The following is a 15,861-nucleotide window of genomic DNA, read 5'->3' on the forward strand; positions in this document are numbered from 1 at the left end:
GCGCAGGCGCCGGCGCCTGCGGATAGCCGTAACCAGGAGCGCCCTGCGGAACGCCGGGACCCTGCGGATAGCCGTAGGTGGGCACGCCCGGGGGCGGCGGAGGCGTGCTGCCCTGCGGGGCGCCCGGGGCACCGGGAGGGACAGGGGGCGCGAGCGGAGTGCCGGGCGCCGGCGGGTACGCGGGTGCGCCCGGCGCAGGTGTGCCGGGAACCGCCGGCGGCTGCGGGTAGCCGTACGGCGGCGTACCGGGCGGCGGCGGGGGCGTACTGCCCTGCGGAGCGCCCGGCGCACCAGGAGCACCGGGCGCCACGGGCACACCAGGTGCGCCCGGCGCACCGCCAGGGGCGGACGGCCCACCCGGCGCGCCCGGCGGGAAGCCCTGCGCACCCGGCGGGAAGCCCTGCGCGCCCGGCGTGTTCGAAGGATCGAGCGCCGGCGCGACCGCCGTCGGCGGCAGCTGGCTGCCCCCCGACATCAACGCCGTCTTCGCATCCGGCGCACTCACCGGCGGCCGCGGAACCTCGTCGTCGGAATCGCTCAACGGCGGCGCGAACACCGTCGCGGGCAACGGCACCGAACGGTCGTCCTCACCGGAGTCCGCGTTCGTGTCCGTACCGGCCCAGGGCGTGGCCCCCACCGGCACATCCGCGGAAGGCGCGCCCACAGGAGCGGGCGCCCCGGACGCACCCGCCGGCACCCCCGCCTGCGTCTCCGCCGGCCCAGCCCCACCGGACGAAGCCCCACCGACACCGGAACCGGAACCCACACCGGAACCCACACCGGAACCGGCACCCGAACCGGCCCCCGAAGCACCCCCGCCCCCCGGCCGCCGCTCCCCGATGCCCAGCTTGTCCGCCGCCTCCTGCAACCACTCCGGAGGAGTCAGCAGGAACGACGTCTGATTCAGATCCACCCGCGCGGCAGCCGGCGCCGGAACCGCGTCCCGCGGCTCGTCGCCACGGCCGTACTCCTCCTCGTACCGGCGGATCACCTCACCCACCGGCAACCCCGGCCACAGCGTCGCCTCCCCGCTGTCCCGGGCGATCACCAGCCGCTGCGCACCCGCGTCCGAACGCGGCCCCTCCGCCCGGTCCTCGCCCCACACGACGAAACCCAGCTCGAACTCCCGCACCCGCACCTCACGATGCTGGTACGCGGGCACGTCACCGTTGATCCACTCCTCGGCGCGCTCCTGCGCCTGCGCGTAGGTCACCATCGTCTGAAGCTCACTCCCCCACCGGACCGGAAGACACCGCACCGGAAGAACCGGAAGACACCGGGACGACACGCGCGAAACCGCCGTCGACCATCAGATCCGCCACCGTCTCCAACTCCGGCGGACTGCCCGCCAGCCGCGACAGAAAGGCGTCGAAATCATCACCGCACGGCAGCAGCAGACGCTCCACCCGCTCCGCCGGCGACCACGACGGATCCACATCACGCACATCGTCGTACGCGCAGAACCACACCGAACCGGGCCGCTCGCCCCTCACCTTCACCGCGAGCAACCCGCCCTGCACGAACACCACCGCGAGGTAATCCTTCGTCAGATGGTCGCGCAGACACTTGTTCACATACACCAGGTCATTGACGGCCGCCTCCTCACGCACCGTGAAGAACGGCTGGTCCAGCAACAGACCCAGTTCCGCGTCCAGAGCCGTGCCCACCGGCGCACACCCACCCGCAGCCTTCAGGAACGAGCGGTACGCGCCCGGAAGCCGGTAGCCCAGGTCCTCCTCGACACCCTGAACCTGCGCCTCCGACACCGCCACACCCGACTTCGGCAGCCCGAAATGCGCCGGCCGGGTCTCCTGCAACGGCCGCGTCCCCCGCTTGGCGTGGTCCACCGCCGCCGTCGCCACCCCACCGTGATGCCGCAGCAACGCCTTCACCTCGACCGGAACCAGCTCCAGCCGCCGCGTCCCCGCCACGTGATGCCACGTCCAGCCGTGCGGCGTCGCCACATCCGGCACCGTGTCCCACAACTCGTGCCGCTCCGCCGCCAACGCCGCGTTCGCCGACACATAGTCCGTCAGCCGCAACTCGTCGACACCGAAACCCTCCGGCGGCTCGGCGATCTCCACCGCCACACGCGCGTACGGAGAGAAATCCGGGTAACCACGCTCATCGACCCGTACCCCTCTCGGGTGACGTGCCGCCCGGACCGGATCCGGAAAGTGCACGACCTGCCCGGCGTAGGCCGCGTTCGGCGGCGCGGCTTGCTGCCCGAGCCGACCTGTCGTCATGGCGGTAGCCCCCTGCGGCGTTCTCTCTGGCCTTGATACGGCGCTGTCGATCGCGGATGCCGACAGCCTATGCGGTACGCGAACCCCGGTCACCGGCCCACCACACCCCGGGGGAACCACCCCTCCACATCCCCGGAAAAACCACCCACCGCATCCGTGACCAGCCGTCACCCCACCGTGACGACCTGCCCCGACCCGGGCGTGTCGCACCGCCCCAGCTTCCGCAGCCGCCACGGGATTTGGCACCCTGTGTCCTTCGGGGGATGCCGGGGAACGCCCGGGGAGGGGAAAACGATCATGAATATCTTGCGAACCGGAGGTACCGACGTGCGGGCCGGCGACCCACGCATCGGCTGGAGCGGCACCGACACACCCCCCGCCCCCACCCTCCGCCACCGCCGCGACGGCATCCTGCCCACCATCGCCGCCGCCCTCTCCGTCCGCGGCGCCACCCTCACCGGCACCGCCGCCCGCGGCGACCAGCCCCCACCCCTGCACCCCCTCGTCCAGGACTTCCTCGACACCCTCACCAGCGGCGAACGCGACCGCTTCACCGGACGCTGCGCCGAAACCATCCTCATCTCCCGCCACCTCACCACCGCCGACGCCGCACGCAGCAAACGCGCCGCCCGCAAACCCATGACCAACGGCGAAGCCCGCAAAGCCCTCAAGAACGCCAAACTCACCGCCCGCCGCATACGCGAGGACGGCGACCCTCTCCACGGCAGCTTCGCCGCCCCCTGCCGCGCCTGCTCCGCCCTCAGCGCCCACTTCGGCATCCGCGTCGTCGACCCCACGGCAACCGACGGCTGACAGCCCCCGTCAACACCAGTAGCACCAGCAAGCTCGACGAACGAAGGGCCGATGCACGCCGACCGCACGTCCACCACACGCTTCCCCGTACTCGTCGACGCCGCTCTGCGCGCCGCCGGCTGGCAACCCGGACGCTGGGACATAAAGCAGGCAGAGATCTGGGCCGACGCCCTGCGCGAACACACCTCACCCGCCGGACACCGGCACACCGTCTTCCCCGCCGCCGTCGAAGCCTGGGCCGAATTCGGCGGCCTGACCATCACCCCGGGCGGCCCCGGCCGCCAGATCGCCCCCGCCACCCTCCACCTCGACCCCCTCCACGGCCTCCACCACGCCCGCACCCTCGGCGACCTCGGCCGCGCCCTCGGCACCGAACTCTGCCCCCTCGGCCAGGAGACCGAGACCGCCGCCGTCCTCACCATCGACACCGAAGGCCGCGTCTACACCCTCGACCACACCGGCGACTGGTACGTCGGCCCCGACATCGACCACGCCCTCACCACCCTCGTCACCGGCATCGAACCCGTACGCCTCACCGCCGGCTGACCCCCGCAGAAGACACACGCGCAGCGGACACACACGCAGAGGGCACACGCGCAGAGGGCACGTCTACGCCGCCGGAATCACCGCCGACACCCGGAAACCCCCCGCATCCGTCGGCCCCGACACGAACACACCGCCCAGCGCCACAACCCGCTCACGCATCCCCACCAGGCCGTTCCCACCCGACGGCAACCCCGCCGCCGACGCCGACCCCGGCTCCGGCGGCGGCTCGTTCTCCACCTGCATCGCGATCTCCGACACCCGATGCGCGAGCCGCACATGCGTCTTCGCACCCGCCGCATGCTTGTGCACGTTCGTCAACGCCTCCTGCACCACCCGGTACGCCGTCTGCTCCACCTCCGCCGCATACGACCGCGCCTCCCCCTCCACCGACAGACGCACCACCATCCCCGCAGCCGCCGACTGCCCGACCAACTCCTCCAGCTCCGACAGACACGGCCCGTCCACCACGCCGTCCGACTCCGCCACCCGGGAAGCCGCAGCCGCAGCCGCCACCCCCACCGCCGCCAACGGCACCGCGGAGGCACGCCGCCCCGGCTCCTCCCCCGCCCGCAGCACCCCCAGCATCTCCCGCAACTCGGTCAACGCCTGCCGCCCCATGTCCCCCACCAGCGCCGCATTCCGCACGGCCTTCTCCGGATCCTTCCGGGCCACCGCCTGCAACGCCGCCGCATGCACCACCATCAGACTCACCCGATGCGCGACCACGTCATGCATCTCACGCGCGATCCGGGTCCGCTCCTCGTTCCGCGCCCACTCGGCCCGCTCCTCCGCCCGCTCGGCCAGCAACTGCAGCTCCCGCTCCAGACTGTCCGCCCGCTCCCTGAGACTCTCCATCAACCGCCGCCGCGCCCCCACATACAAACCCAGCAGCACCGGCGGAGCCGTCAGCCCCAACGCCGTCGTCACCGCCGCGAACGGCACGAACCAGTCACCCAGCGTCAGATCGCCCCGCGCCATGTCCTGCCGCACCCGCACGAACGTCACCACCGCCGTACCCACCAGCGACATCCCCGCCAGCGCCCCGATGATCCGGCGCGGCAGCTCACACGCGGCCAGCGTGTACAGGCCGACGACACCCAGCAGGAACCCCATCTGCGCGGGCGTGATCGCGATCGCTACGAGTACGACGGCAATGGGCCACTTCCGCCGCACGAGCAACACGGACCCGGCGATCACACCGAAGACGATCCCCACCGCCGGCGGGATCCCCGCGTCCCGGGCGAACGGAACCCCCTCGGCTCCGCACTCCACGGCCGACACCAGCGCGAGACTCCCGTCGAGCACCGCACTGCGCCACCTGGTCCACCACCACGGCCCCGTCCGGGCCCTGGCGTTCTCTTCCCCCGTCGTGGTCATGCCTCCAGCCTACGGGCGACGGCTGCGGCTTTTCCGGTGACTTTCACCGACCTCCACACACCACACCCCGTAACCGGACGACCTCGAAACCCACCGGTATCACTCGAACTGGTGAACCCTTCCTGTTCGATCCCGGAACACCCCATTCCGGCCGGACGGTATGCCCATGGCACATTCGATCAGCAAATACGCCGACTTCGAAGACTTACGGGAACGGGCGGTCGCCCTGCGGCGAGCCGGCTACAGCCTCCGGCAGATCCGGGACGAGCTGAAGATCTTCAACAACGACATCCTCAACCAGCTGGTGAAGGGGGAGCCGCCACCGGAGTGGACCAAGCGCCCGAACGCGAAGGACGACCTGCGGGCGAAGGCCCGGGAGCTACGGCTCCAGGGCTGGACGTACGACCAGATCGAGGCGGAACTGGGCTGCTCGAGGAGTTCGGTGTCACTGTGGGTGCGGGACCTGCCGAGGCCCGAGCGCAAGCGCACACCGGAAGAGGCGGCAGCCATCGGGCGCAAGGGCTGGGAAGAGAGGCTGCGCATCCGGGACGAAGAGCGCAGGCACACAAAGGAAAAGGCCAAGAAGACGATCGGCAACCTGTCGACGCGGGAGCTCTTCCTGGTGGGCGTGGGCCTGTATTGGGCCGAGGGCGGCAAGGACAAGCCCTACGACCGCCGCGAGAACGTCGCTTTCGTCAATAGTGACCCCGGCATGATCAAGGTCTTCCTCGCCTGGCTGCGCCTGCTCGGGGTGGAGCGCGAACGGCTCCGCTACACGGTGATGATCCACGAGAACGCAGACGTCGCGGGTGCCGAGCAGTACTGGGCAGACCTCGTCGACGCCGACGTCTCCGCTTTCAACAAGACGACCCTCAAGAAGCACAACCCCAAGACGGTCCGCAAGAACACCGGTGACAACTACCGTGGGTGCCTCGTGATCAAAGTCCTGAAAGGTGCTGACTTGTACCGTCGCATCGAAGGCTCTTGGTACGGCATAGTGGAGGCCGTGCGCGAAGCCGATCAACCAAATCGGACATAGCGCATAAATAATCCCGGATCGTCTAAGGGTAGGACAAACGGTTTTGGTCCGTTGAATGAGGGTTCGAATCCTTCTCCGGGAGCGCACAGCACACAAGACCTAGGTTCGGGCCCTGACCGGTATCACCCCCGTCAGGGCCCGCTCTCACCTCCCCCAAGAAGCACCCCGGTATCCTGCGGCTGTCACCCCACCACCCACAGCCGAAGGGCAACCCCGTGAGCGCCATTCGCCCGGCAGCCGTCGTCGTTCTCGCAGCGGGTGAGGGCACCCGTATGAAGTCGGCCACACCCAAGGTCCTGCACGAGATCTGTGGCCGTTCCCTGGTGGGCCATGTGCTGGCCGCCGCCCGTGAGTTGGACCCGGAGCACCTGGTCGTCGTCGTGGGGCACGCCCGGGAGCAGGTCGCCGCCCATCTGAGCGAGATCGACCCGGGCGTGCGCACCGCCGTGCAGGCGGAGCAGAACGGGACCGGGCACGCCGTGCGCATGGGTCTGGAGGAGTTGGGCGGGGCGGTCGCCGGGACTGTTGTGGTCGTGTGCGGGGACACGCCGCTGCTCACCGCCGAGACGCTCGGGCGGCTCGCCGGGACGCACGCCGCCGACGGCAACGCCGTGACCGTGCTGACGGCGGAGGTGCCGGACGCCACCGGGTACGGGCGGATCATCCGTGACGAGGCGACGGGTGCTGTCACCGCGATCGTGGAGCACAAGGACGCGTCCGAGGTCCAGCGGGTGATCCGGGAGATCAACTCCGGGGTGTTCGCGTTCGACGGGCAGTTGCTGGCGGACGCGCTGAAGAAGGTGCGGACGGACAACAGCCAGGGTGAGGAGTACCTCACGGACGTGCTGGGGATCCTGCGGGAGGCCGGTCACCGGGTCGGTGCGTGCGTGGCCGGCGATCACCGGGAGATCGCCGGGATCAACAACCGGGTGCAGCTGGCCGAGGCGCGCCGGATCCTGAACGACCGGCTGCTGACCGCTGCCATGCTGGACGGGGTCACCGTCGTGGACCCGGCCTCGACCTGGGTCGATGTGACCGTGTCCTTCGGGCGGGATGTCGTCGTTCATCCGAACACGCTGCTCACCGGGTCGACGCATGTCGGTGAGGGTGCGGAGGTCGGTCCGAACAGCCGGCTGAAGGACACGCGGGTGGGTGCAGGGGCGCGGGTGGACAACACCGTGTCGGACGGGGCTGTGGTCGGGGCGGAGGCGTCCGTGGGGCCGTACGCGTATCTGCGGCCGGGGACGCGGCTGGGGGCCAAGGGGAAGATCGGGACGTACGTCGAGACGAAGAACGCCTCGATCGGTGAGGGCACGAAGGTGCCGCATCTGTCGTATGTCGGTGACGCGACGATCGGTGAGTACACGAACATCGGCGCGGCGAGTGTGTTTGTGAACTACGACGGTGAGAGCAAGCACCACACGACCGTCGGGTCGCATTGCAAGACGGGTTCGGACAACATGTTTGTGGCTCCTGTCACGGTCGGGGACGGTGCTTACACCGCCGCCGGGTCTGTGATCACGAAGGATGTGCCGCCCGGTTCGCTGGCCGTGGCCCGTGGTCAGCAGCGGAATATCGAGGGTTGGGTGGCTCGGAAGCGTCCGGGGAGCGCGGCGGCGAAGGCGGCCGAGGCGGCGTCCCGGAGGGGTGAGAGCGAGGACTGACCGGAAACGGGTGCGCCGGACACGGCGTACCGTGATAAGTGCACATCCGCACACGTGCACCCGCACCCCTACCAGCTGATTCGGCCTCTCATGCCCAGGCGGGAGGTCGGGGTAGCAGTCGGCTGGCTGAGACAACCTCTGAGGAGACTGTGCTGTGACCGGGTTCAAGACGACCGGCGAGAAGAAGATGATGTTCTTCTCCGGCCGCGCCCACCCCGAGCTTGCCGAGGAGGTCGCCCACGAGTTGGGTGTCGGGGTTGTCCCGACGAAGGCCTTCGACTTCGCGAACGGTGAGATCTACGTCCGTTACCAGGAGTCGGCGCGTGGTGCGGACTGCTTTGTGATCCAGAGCCACACGACTCCGATCAACCAGTGGATCATGGAGCAGTTGATCATGATCGACGCGCTGAAGCGTGCGTCGGCTCGCTCCATCACGGTGATCGTGCCGTTCTACGGTTACGCGCGGCAGGACAAGAAGCACCGGGGTCGTGAACCTATTTCGGCGCGTCTGATCGCGGATCTGATGAAGACGGCGGGTGCCGACCGGATTCTGACCGTGGATCTGCACACGGACCAGATCCAGGGTTTCTTCGACGGGCCGGTGGATCATCTGTTCGCGCTGCCGCTGCTCGCCGACTATGTGGGCGAGAAGGTGGACCGGGACAAGCTGACGGTCGTGTCGCCGGACGCGGGCCGGGTGCGTGTGGCCGACCGGTGGTGTGACCGGCTGGGTGCGCCGCTCGCGATCGTGCACAAGCGGCGTGACAAGGATGTGGCGAACCAGGTGACCGTCCACGAGGTCGTGGGTGAGGTCAAGGGCCGGGTGTGTGTGCTGGTCGACGACATGATCGACACCGGTGGGACGATCTGTGCCGCTGCCGATGCGCTGTTCGCGCACGGTGCGGAGGATGTGATCGTCACGGCGACGCACGGTGTGCTGTCCGGGCCCGCGGCGGACCGGCTGAAGAACTCGCGGGTGAGTGAGTTCGTGTTCACGAACACGCTGCCGACGCCGGCGGAGCTGGGCCGGGATCTGGACAAGATCACGGTGCTGTCGATCGCTCCGACGATTGCGAGCGCGGTGCGTGAGGTGTTCGAGGACGGTTCGGTGACCAGCCTCTTCGACGAGCAGTGAGGTTTCTGCGACCCCGCTGCGCGAGGTAGCCGGAGATCCTTTTGGTGCGGCCTCCCGGTCCGAGTAGACTGCTGCAGTTGCTCGGCGAGGGAGGCCGTTCTCCGTTTCTGACGGGGTACGGCGGTCCGTTATCGACGCGCTCTTCGTAGCAGGCCGTTCGTGGCCGGGTGACCACGTCCGTTCCGAGTTCTACGAGGAGTGATCATCATGTCCGAGGTGAAGCTCACCGCCGAGACCCGTACCGAGTTCGGCAAGGGTGCCGCCCGTCGCCTCCGCCGTGCCAGCAAGGTTCCGGTTGTTCTCTACGGCCACGGCACCGAGCCGCTGCACCTGACCCTGCCGGGTCACGACCTGCTGCTGGCGCTGCGTACGCCGAACGTCCTGATCTCCCTGGACATCGACGGCAAGACCAGCGAGCTGGCGATCCCGAAGGCCGTGCAGCGCGACGCGATCAAGGGCTTCCTGGAGCACGTCGACCTGCTGCTGGTCAAGCGTGGCGAGAAGGTCACGGTCGAGATCCCGGTCCACACCGAGGGCGAGCTGGCCGCCGGTGGCAACCTGCTGGAGCACGTCCTGAACGCGCTGCCGGTCGAGGCCGAGGCGACGCACATCCCCGAGGCCGTCACCGTCTCCGTCGAGGGTCTGGAGGCCGGTGCCTCGGTCCACGCCAAGGACATCACCCTGCCGAGCGGTGTCTCGCTGGCCGTGGACGAGGACGCCGTCGTTCTCCAGGTGCTGCAGGCCCAGGTCGAGGTGACCGAGGGCGAGGCCGCCGAGGAGGGCGAGGAGGCGGCCGAGGCCTGAGCCTCGCCGTAGTCGTCAGTTGTTCAGCCGCCGCTTCCCTCGCGGGGAGCGGCGGCTGGCGCGTATCAAGGAGACATGGACGTGACCACTCCCGCCAGCACTGATCCCTGGCTGATCGTCGGGCTCGGGAATCCCGGGCCGGACTACGCCATGAACCGGCACAACGTCGGTTTCATGGTGGCGGACCTTCTCGCGCAGCGGATCGGGGGGAAGTTCAAGCGGGCGGGCAAGGCGCAGGCGCAGGTGCTGGAGGGCCGGATCGGTCCGGCGGGGCCGGCGAACCGGCGGGTGATCCTGGCGAAGCCGATGTCGTACATGAACCTGTCCGGTGGTCCGGTGAACGCGCTGAAGGACTTCTACAAGGTGCCGGTGGCGAACATCGTGGCCGTGCATGACGAGCTGGACATCGACTACGGCACGCTGCGGCTGAAGCTGGGCGGTGGGGACAACGGGCACAACGGTCTGAAGTCGATGACGAAGGCGATGGGTTCGGACTATCACCGGGTGCGGTTCGGGATCGGGCGGCCTCCGGGTCGTATGCAGGTGGCGGACTTCGTGCTGAAGGACTTCTCGTCGTCGGAGCGCAAGGAGCTGGACTACTTCGTGGACCGTGCGGCGGACGCGGTGGAGTGTCTGGTGATCGAGGGGCTGGAGCGGGCGCAGAGCGCGTACAACTCCTGACATGTGCTTGTACGGCGGACAGCGAGGTTGACCTCCCGTACGGGTATGGCCAATGATCCCGGCCATGTCTGCCACAGCCAGCACTGCTCGCCAGGCCTCCGTGACCGCGTTGCGGTGGGGGCGGGTCGGGGCGATGGGTGCGGTCGCCGCGTTGATTCTGTTCGCCGGGGTGTGGGGTTCCTGGGGGACCGCGCAGCAGGTGATGCTGTCCAAGGGGCGGGAGCAGGGCACGGTGCGGGTGACGTCGTGTTCGGGTGACACCTGCAGTGGTCCGTTCTCGCCGACGTCGACGGGGGCGCAGGCACGCGCGCGTGTGGAGATCGCGCAGCCGGTGGCGGTGCGCAGGGGGCGGACGTACGACGTCGTGCTGAAGCCGGGTACGGCGGACGCGGTGCGGTCGGGTCCGGCGGGGATCCTGTACGCCTGGGTGCCGTTGGGCGGGGCGTTGCTGCTGGCCTCGGTGGTGGTGGCGGGCGGGATGCGGCTGACGCGGGCGGCGTGGGTGCTGGCGGGGTGCGGGACGGCCTTGCTGACGGGCGCTTTCCTGGCGGTGTCCGCCGGTTCGTGAGTCCGCGCGCCGGTCGTGGCGCGCGGGTGGAGCGGCGTGCGCCGCGGGCGCGGGCGCGGGCGCGGGCGCGGGAAACAGCGCTGCCGGGCGTTCCGGCGGGTGCGCTGTCGGGTGTCGCGGCCGTGCTGGTCGGCGTGCCGGGCGGCTACCTGGTGGTGCGGCGCCAGAGGGCGCGCCCCTGACCTGAGCCGCGTACAAGGGTGCCCCCGGGGTCGTACGGCCTCGGGGGCACCCTGGTGTGTGGTGGCGGTCAGCCGGTGTTGCGCAGGCCGGCTGCCACACCGTTGACGGTGAGGAGCAGGGCGCGGGAGAGCAGCGGGTCGGGGGTGAGGCCGGCCGCGGCGGCGTCGCGCTGGCGCTTGAGCAGGGTGACCTGGAGGTAGGAGATGGGGTCCAGGTAGGCGTCGCGGATGGCGAAGGTCTGCTTCAGGACGGGCTGGGCGTCCAGGAGTTCGCTCTCGCCGGTGACCCGCAGGACCTCGCGAACGGTCAGCTCGTGTTCGGCCTTGATGGTGTCGAAGACGTGCTTGAGCTCGTCGGGGACGAGGGTGTCTACGTAGTGCTGAGCGATGCGCAGGTCGGTCTTCGCGAGGGTCATCTCGACGTTGGAGATGAAGTTGCGGAAGAAGTGCCACTGCTGGTGCATCTCGTCGAGGACAGTGTCCAGGCCGGCCTCGCGCAGGGCCTTGAGGCCGGAGCCGACGCCGAACCAGCCGGGGACGATCTGCCGGGACTGGGTCCAGCCGAAGACCCACGGGATGGCGCGCAGGCCGTCGAGCGAGACGCCAGAGCCGGGGCGGCGGGAGGGCCGGGAGCCCAGGTGCAGGTCGGCGAGCTGGTCCACCGGCGTCGACGCGAGGAAGTACGTCGGCAGGTCCGGGTCCTCGACGAGGGCGCGGTAGGCCGCGTGCGCCGCGTCCGACACCACGTCCATGGCGGCGTCCCAGCGGGCGAGGGCCTCGTCGGACTGGCGGGGGGCGGTGTGCAGGGCGGAGGCCTGGAGGGTGGCGGCGACGGTGAGTTCCAGGTTCTCCCGGGCCAGGGAGGGGATGAGGTACTTGTCGGAGATGACCTCGCCCTGCTCGGTGACCTTGATCTCGCCCTCCAGGGTGCCCCAGGGCTGGGCGAGGATGGCGTCGTGGGAGGGGCCGCCGCCGCGGCCGACGGTTCCGCCGCGGCCGTGGAAGAGCCGGAGGCGTACGCCGTACCGGTGGGCGACGTCTCGCAGGCGCCGCTGGGCGCGGTGGATCTCCCACTGGCTGGTGGTGATGCCGCCGAACTTGGAGGAGTCGGAGTAGCCGAGCATGACCTCCTGGACGTCGCCGCGCAGCGCGACCAGGCGCCGGTAGGACGGGTCGGAGAGCATGTCCTCGAGGATGGTGTCGGCGGCCTTGAGTTCGTCGGTGGTCTCCAGGAGGGGGACGATGCCGATCTTCGCCCAGCCGGCGTGGAGGTCGATCAGGCCGGCCTCCCGGGCGAGGACGGCGGCGGCGAAGACGTCGTCGGCGCCCTGGCACATGGAGATGATGTAGGACTCGATGACCTCGGGGCCGAAGACCTCGAGGGCCTTCTTGACGGTCCCGAAGACGCCGAGGGTCTTCTGCCCGGCCGCGTCGACGGGTGCCGGGGTGGGGGCGAGCGGCCTGCGCGAGCGCAGCTCCTTGGCGAGGAGCTTGGCGCGGTACTCGCGGGGCATGTCGGCGTAGCGCCAGGACTCCTCGCCGAGGCGGTCGAAGAGCTGGCCGAGGGCGTGGTGGTGGGCGTCGGCGTGTTCGCGGACGTCCATGGTGGCGAGCTGGAGGCCGAAGGCGGCCAGGGTGCGGATGGTGCGGGCCAGGCGGCCGTCGGCGAGGAGGCCGCCGCGGTGCTCGCGCAGCGAGACCTGGATGAGGCGGAGGTCGGTGAGCAGCTCGCTGGTGCCGAGGTAGTCGCGGCCCGCCTCGTGCGGGGTGCCCTTGGCGAGGCGCTGCTTGGTGTTCTGCAGCTTCTGCCGGATGCAGGTGGCCTTGAGCCGGTAGGGCTCCTCGGCGTTGAGGCGCTTGTAGCGGGGGCTGATCTCGGGGAGGAGTTCGAGGTCTGTGTTCAGGGACTGGAGGAGCTCTTCGGTGGCGCCGGTGTAGCGGATGGAGTTGGAGAGCAGTCCGCGCAGCTCGTCGATCATCTCCAGGGCGTCGTTGATGCCGTGCTCGTGCTGGAGGATGAGGACGTCCCAGGTGACCTGGGGGGTGACGTTGGGGTTGCCGTCGCGGTCGCCGCCGATCCAGGTGCCGAAGGTGAGCGGGCGGGTGTCGTCGGGGAGCCTGACGCCGACCCGCTCGAGTTCCGCGGTGAGGTCCTCCAGGACGTCGCCGACGGCGTTCGCGTGCAGCTCGTCGAGGTAGTAGATGGCGTTGCGGGCCTCGTCGGCGGGCTCGGGGCGTACGACGCGCAGCTCGTCGGTCTGCCACACCAGGTCGATGTTCTCGGCGAGGCGGACGTCGTGCCGGCGGCGGTCGGAGCCCTGGACGGGGGCCTCCAGGAGCGCGGCGATGCGCCGGAGCTTGTTCAGCACCGAGCGGCGCGCGGCCTCGGTGGGGTGTGCGGTGAACACCGGGCGAACGTTGAGGTGCCGGACGGTCTGCTTGAGGTGTTCGGGGTCGGCGTCCTTGAGCCGGTCGGCGGTGCGGGCGAGGAGGCCGCCCTCGGCGGCGCGCCGGGCGCGCAGTTCGCGGCCGCGGTGCACCTGCTCGGTGACGTTGGCGAGGTGGAAGTAGGTGGAGAAGGCGCGCACCAGCTTGGCGGCGGTCTCCAGTTCGGTGCCGCGCAGCAGCTCGGCGGCGGCCTCGCCGTCCTCGCGGGTGAGGCGGCGGACCTTCTCGACCAGGTCGAGGAGCTCGGGGCCTTCCTGCCGTACGAGGGTCTCGCCCAGGAGGTCACCCAGCCGGCGGATGTCGGCGCGCAGCTCGCTGCTGGTCGTGGTGGTCTGGTCGTCGGCACTGCTCACAGGTGCGGCTCCTTGCAGTGTGGAAGCTCGTCTGGAGGGAACCCGGGCGGCTGCCGCGCGGCGGGCGCCGCATACGGGCCTCAGCGTCCGGGAAGGAAACTTCAGCGGACCGCGCTGTCCGACCGAGTTCAAGGATAGGTGTCGATGGGGACGCGCAGGCTCTGGGGCTCTTGCCGCCGCTCGACACGCTGCCATACTTACGACGCCGTAGGTTACGGAACCGTAGGGAAGTACCGTCGCCTTCCGTCCGGTCCCGGCGGCCCGGCACCTGCCTCGACCCTCGACCCCACAGGGGACGCGCATGACCTCAAGTTCCGATGTGATCGAAGAAGCCCTTACGGCCGACGACAATCCGATCCCGTCCGCCACGCTGGGTGGCGAGCAGAAGCGTTCGATCGAGCAGATCACGCTGCTTTTGTTCATCACCGTGCCGTTCCTGGCGCTCGTGGCGGCGGTGCCGCTGGCCTGGGGCTGGGGGGTGAGCTGGCTCGATCTGAGCCTGCTGGTGTTCTTCTACTTCCTGGGGTGCCACGGCATCACGATCGGTTTCCACCGGTACTTCACCCATGGTTCGTTCAAGGCCAAGCGGCCCCTGAGGATTGCGCTGGCGATCATGGGTTCGCTGGCGGTCGAGGGGCCCCTGGTGCGCTGGGTGGCCGATCACCGCAAGCACCACAAGTTCTCCGACGCGGAGGGCGACCCGCACTCTCCGTGGCGGTTCGGCGAGACGGTTCCGGCGCTGATGAAGGGCCTGTGGTGGGCTCACATCGGCTGGATGTTCGACGAGGAGCAGACTCCGCAGGACAAGTACGCGCCGGATCTGATCAAGGACCCGGCGATCCGGGCGATCTCCCGTCAGTTCGTGTACTGGACGGCCCTCTCCCTCGCCCTGCCGCCGCTGGTCGGCGGTCTGGTGACGATGTCCTGGTGGGGCGCGTGCACGGCGTTCTTCTGGGGTTCACTCGTCCGAGTGGCGTTGCTGCACCATGTGACGTGGTCGATCAACTCGATCTGTCACGCGGTGGGCAAGCGGCCGTTCAAGTCGCGGGACCGTTCGGGCAACGTGTGGTGGCTGGCGGTGCTGTCGTGCGGTGAGTCCTGGCACAACCTGCACCACGCCGACCCGACCTCGGCGCGGCACGGTGTGCTGCGCGGCCAGATCGACTCCTCGGCGCGGTTCATCCGCATCTTCGAGCTGCTCGGCTGGGCGCATGACGTGCGCTGGCCGTCACGCTCACGTATCGATTCGCGCCGGAACACCGGGGAAGACGGCTCCGAGCACCGGAGGGAGACCGCGAAGGCGGCATGATTGACGCCGTGGCGACCGACTCCAGCAGCACCTCCAGCAACGACAAACCGCGGCGGACCCGCCGGACCCGTATGACCGGTGCCGAGCGCCGCCAGCAGCTGCTGGAGATCGGTCGCACCCTCTTCGCCGCCAAGGGTTTCGAGGGCACCTCGGTGGAGGAGATCGCGGCGAAGGCCGGGGTGTCCAAGCCGGTGGTGTACGAGCACTTCGGCGGCAAGGAGGGCCTGTACGCGGTGGTGGTGGACCGCGAGATGCGGCGGCTGCTGGACATGGTGACCAGCAGTCTGACGGCCGGCCACCCGCGTGAACTGTGCGAGCAGGCGGCGTTCGCACTCCTGGACTACATCGAGGAGTACACGGACGGCTTCCGCATCCTGGTCCGTGACTCGCCCATCCCCCAGTCCACGGGCTCCTTCGCCTCCCTCATCTCGGACATCGCCACCCAGGTGGAGGACATCCTGGGCCGCGAGTTCAAGTCCCGCGGTTTCGACCCGAAACTGGCCCCGCTGTACGCGCAGGCGCTGGTCGGCATGGTCGCGCTGACCGGTCAGTGGTGGCTGGACGTGCGCCGCCCGAAGAAGGCGGAGGTCGCGGCACATCTGGTGAACCTGGCGTGGCACGGCCTGGACGGGCTGGAGCAGAAGCCGCGGCTGATAGGGCACCGCAAGGCGTAGCGCCGGGGGCGGGGTCGTACGA

The 15,861-nt window shown here is 69.7% G+C and carries 15 protein-coding genes and 1 tRNA gene; 12 read left to right on the forward strand and 4 right to left on the reverse strand.

Annotated elements, in window-relative coordinates; genetic code table 11:
- Positions 1-1,216 (reverse strand): SUKH-4 family immunity protein (locus ABT288_RS30085; protein ID WP_502972860.1); only part of this gene is annotated, 1,216 nt, incomplete at its 3' end.
- A gap of 10 nt (positions 1,217-1,226) precedes the next feature.
- Positions 1,227-2,246: an SMI1/KNR4 family protein gene (locus ABT288_RS30090; RefSeq protein ID WP_351614231.1), complete on the reverse strand. Its 1,020-nt coding sequence runs from the start codon at positions 2,244-2,246 to the stop codon at positions 1,227-1,229.
- Between the two features lie 297 nt (positions 2,247-2,543).
- Here ABT288_RS30090 and ABT288_RS30095 point away from each other — a divergent pair, with 297 nt between their 5' ends.
- Positions 2,544-3,059, forward strand: a complete 516-nt coding sequence (locus ABT288_RS30095) for a YwqJ-related putative deaminase (RefSeq protein ID WP_351614234.1) — start codon at positions 2,544-2,546, stop codon at positions 3,057-3,059.
- 51 nt (positions 3,060-3,110) lie between these two features.
- On the forward strand, positions 3,111-3,605 hold the full coding sequence (locus ABT288_RS30100) for an SUKH-3 domain-containing protein (RefSeq protein ID WP_351614237.1): 495 nt from the start codon (positions 3,111-3,113) through the stop codon (positions 3,603-3,605).
- 63 nt (positions 3,606-3,668) lie between these two features.
- On the opposite strand, the gene ABT288_RS30105 is transcribed toward ABT288_RS30100, so the two are convergent.
- Positions 3,669-4,982, reverse strand: a complete 1,314-nt coding sequence (locus ABT288_RS30105) for a sensor histidine kinase (protein ID WP_351614240.1) — start codon at positions 4,980-4,982, stop codon at positions 3,669-3,671.
- A gap of 166 nt (positions 4,983-5,148) precedes the next feature.
- Here ABT288_RS30105 and ABT288_RS30110 point away from each other — a divergent pair, with 166 nt between their 5' ends.
- The 8 genes from ABT288_RS30110 to ABT288_RS30145 all read left to right on the forward strand — a co-directional run bounded on the left by ABT288_RS30110 (position 5,149) and on the right by ABT288_RS30145 (position 11,055).
- Positions 5,149-6,021 carry a helix-turn-helix domain-containing protein gene (locus tag ABT288_RS30110; protein WP_351614243.1) on the forward strand — a complete coding sequence of 291 codons (873 nt, stop codon included), beginning with the start codon at positions 5,149-5,151 and terminating at the stop codon, positions 6,019-6,021.
- Positions 6,022-6,032: 11 nt separating this feature from the next.
- Positions 6,033-6,103, forward strand: a tRNA-Gln gene (locus tag ABT288_RS30115).
- Positions 6,104-6,236: 133 nt separating this feature from the next.
- Positions 6,237-7,685 carry a bifunctional UDP-N-acetylglucosamine diphosphorylase/glucosamine-1-phosphate N-acetyltransferase GlmU gene (glmU, locus tag ABT288_RS30120; RefSeq protein WP_351614246.1) on the forward strand — a complete coding sequence of 483 codons (1,449 nt, stop codon included), beginning with the start codon at positions 6,237-6,239 and terminating at the stop codon, positions 7,683-7,685.
- 154 nt (positions 7,686-7,839) lie between these two features.
- Positions 7,840-8,820, forward strand: a complete 981-nt coding sequence (locus tag ABT288_RS30125; RefSeq protein WP_228624688.1) for a ribose-phosphate diphosphokinase — start codon at positions 7,840-7,842, stop codon at positions 8,818-8,820.
- 207 nt (positions 8,821-9,027) lie between these two features.
- Positions 9,028-9,624, forward strand: coding sequence for a 50S ribosomal protein L25/general stress protein Ctc (locus ABT288_RS30130; protein ID WP_351614249.1), 597 nt, complete (start codon positions 9,028-9,030; stop codon positions 9,622-9,624).
- 75 nt (positions 9,625-9,699) lie between these two features.
- Complete coding sequence (pth, locus tag ABT288_RS30135; protein ID WP_351614251.1) at positions 9,700-10,305, forward strand: aminoacyl-tRNA hydrolase; 606 nt, start codon at positions 9,700-9,702, stop codon at positions 10,303-10,305.
- Positions 10,306-10,357: 52 nt separating this feature from the next.
- Positions 10,358-10,873 (forward strand): hypothetical protein, encoded by a 516-nt coding sequence (locus ABT288_RS30140; RefSeq protein WP_351614253.1) that lies wholly within the window; start codon positions 10,358-10,360, stop codon positions 10,871-10,873.
- A complete protein-coding gene (locus ABT288_RS30145) occupies positions 10,870-11,055 on the forward strand; it encodes a hypothetical protein (RefSeq protein ID WP_351614256.1) in 186 nt (61 codons plus the stop codon). The genes ABT288_RS30140 and ABT288_RS30145 overlap by 4 nt, the downstream gene beginning before the upstream one ends.
- 68 nt (positions 11,056-11,123) lie before the next feature.
- Here the strand turns inward: ABT288_RS30145 and ppc are convergent, their stop codons facing one another.
- Positions 11,124-13,856, reverse strand: a complete 2,733-nt coding sequence (ppc, locus tag ABT288_RS30150; RefSeq protein WP_351614258.1) for a phosphoenolpyruvate carboxylase — start codon at positions 13,854-13,856, stop codon at positions 11,124-11,126.
- Positions 13,857-14,157: 301 nt separating this feature from the next.
- On the opposite strand from ppc, the gene ABT288_RS30155 reads away from it, so the two are divergent.
- Both ABT288_RS30155 and ABT288_RS30160 read left to right on the forward strand, forming a co-directional pair.
- Entirely contained in the window at positions 14,158-15,165 is a 1,008-nt protein-coding gene (locus tag ABT288_RS30155; protein ID WP_351614259.1) for an acyl-CoA desaturase, read from the forward strand.
- A complete protein-coding gene (locus ABT288_RS30160; protein WP_067049993.1) occupies positions 15,162-15,839 on the forward strand; it encodes a TetR/AcrR family transcriptional regulator in 678 nt (225 codons plus the stop codon). Before ABT288_RS30155 ends, ABT288_RS30160 begins: the two co-directional genes overlap by 4 nt.
- Positions 15,840-15,861: the final 22 nt, after the last annotated feature.

Source organism: Streptomyces sp. NPDC001093, assembly GCF_040298985.1.
Taxonomy (GTDB): domain Bacteria; phylum Actinomycetota; class Actinomycetes; order Streptomycetales; family Streptomycetaceae; genus Streptomyces.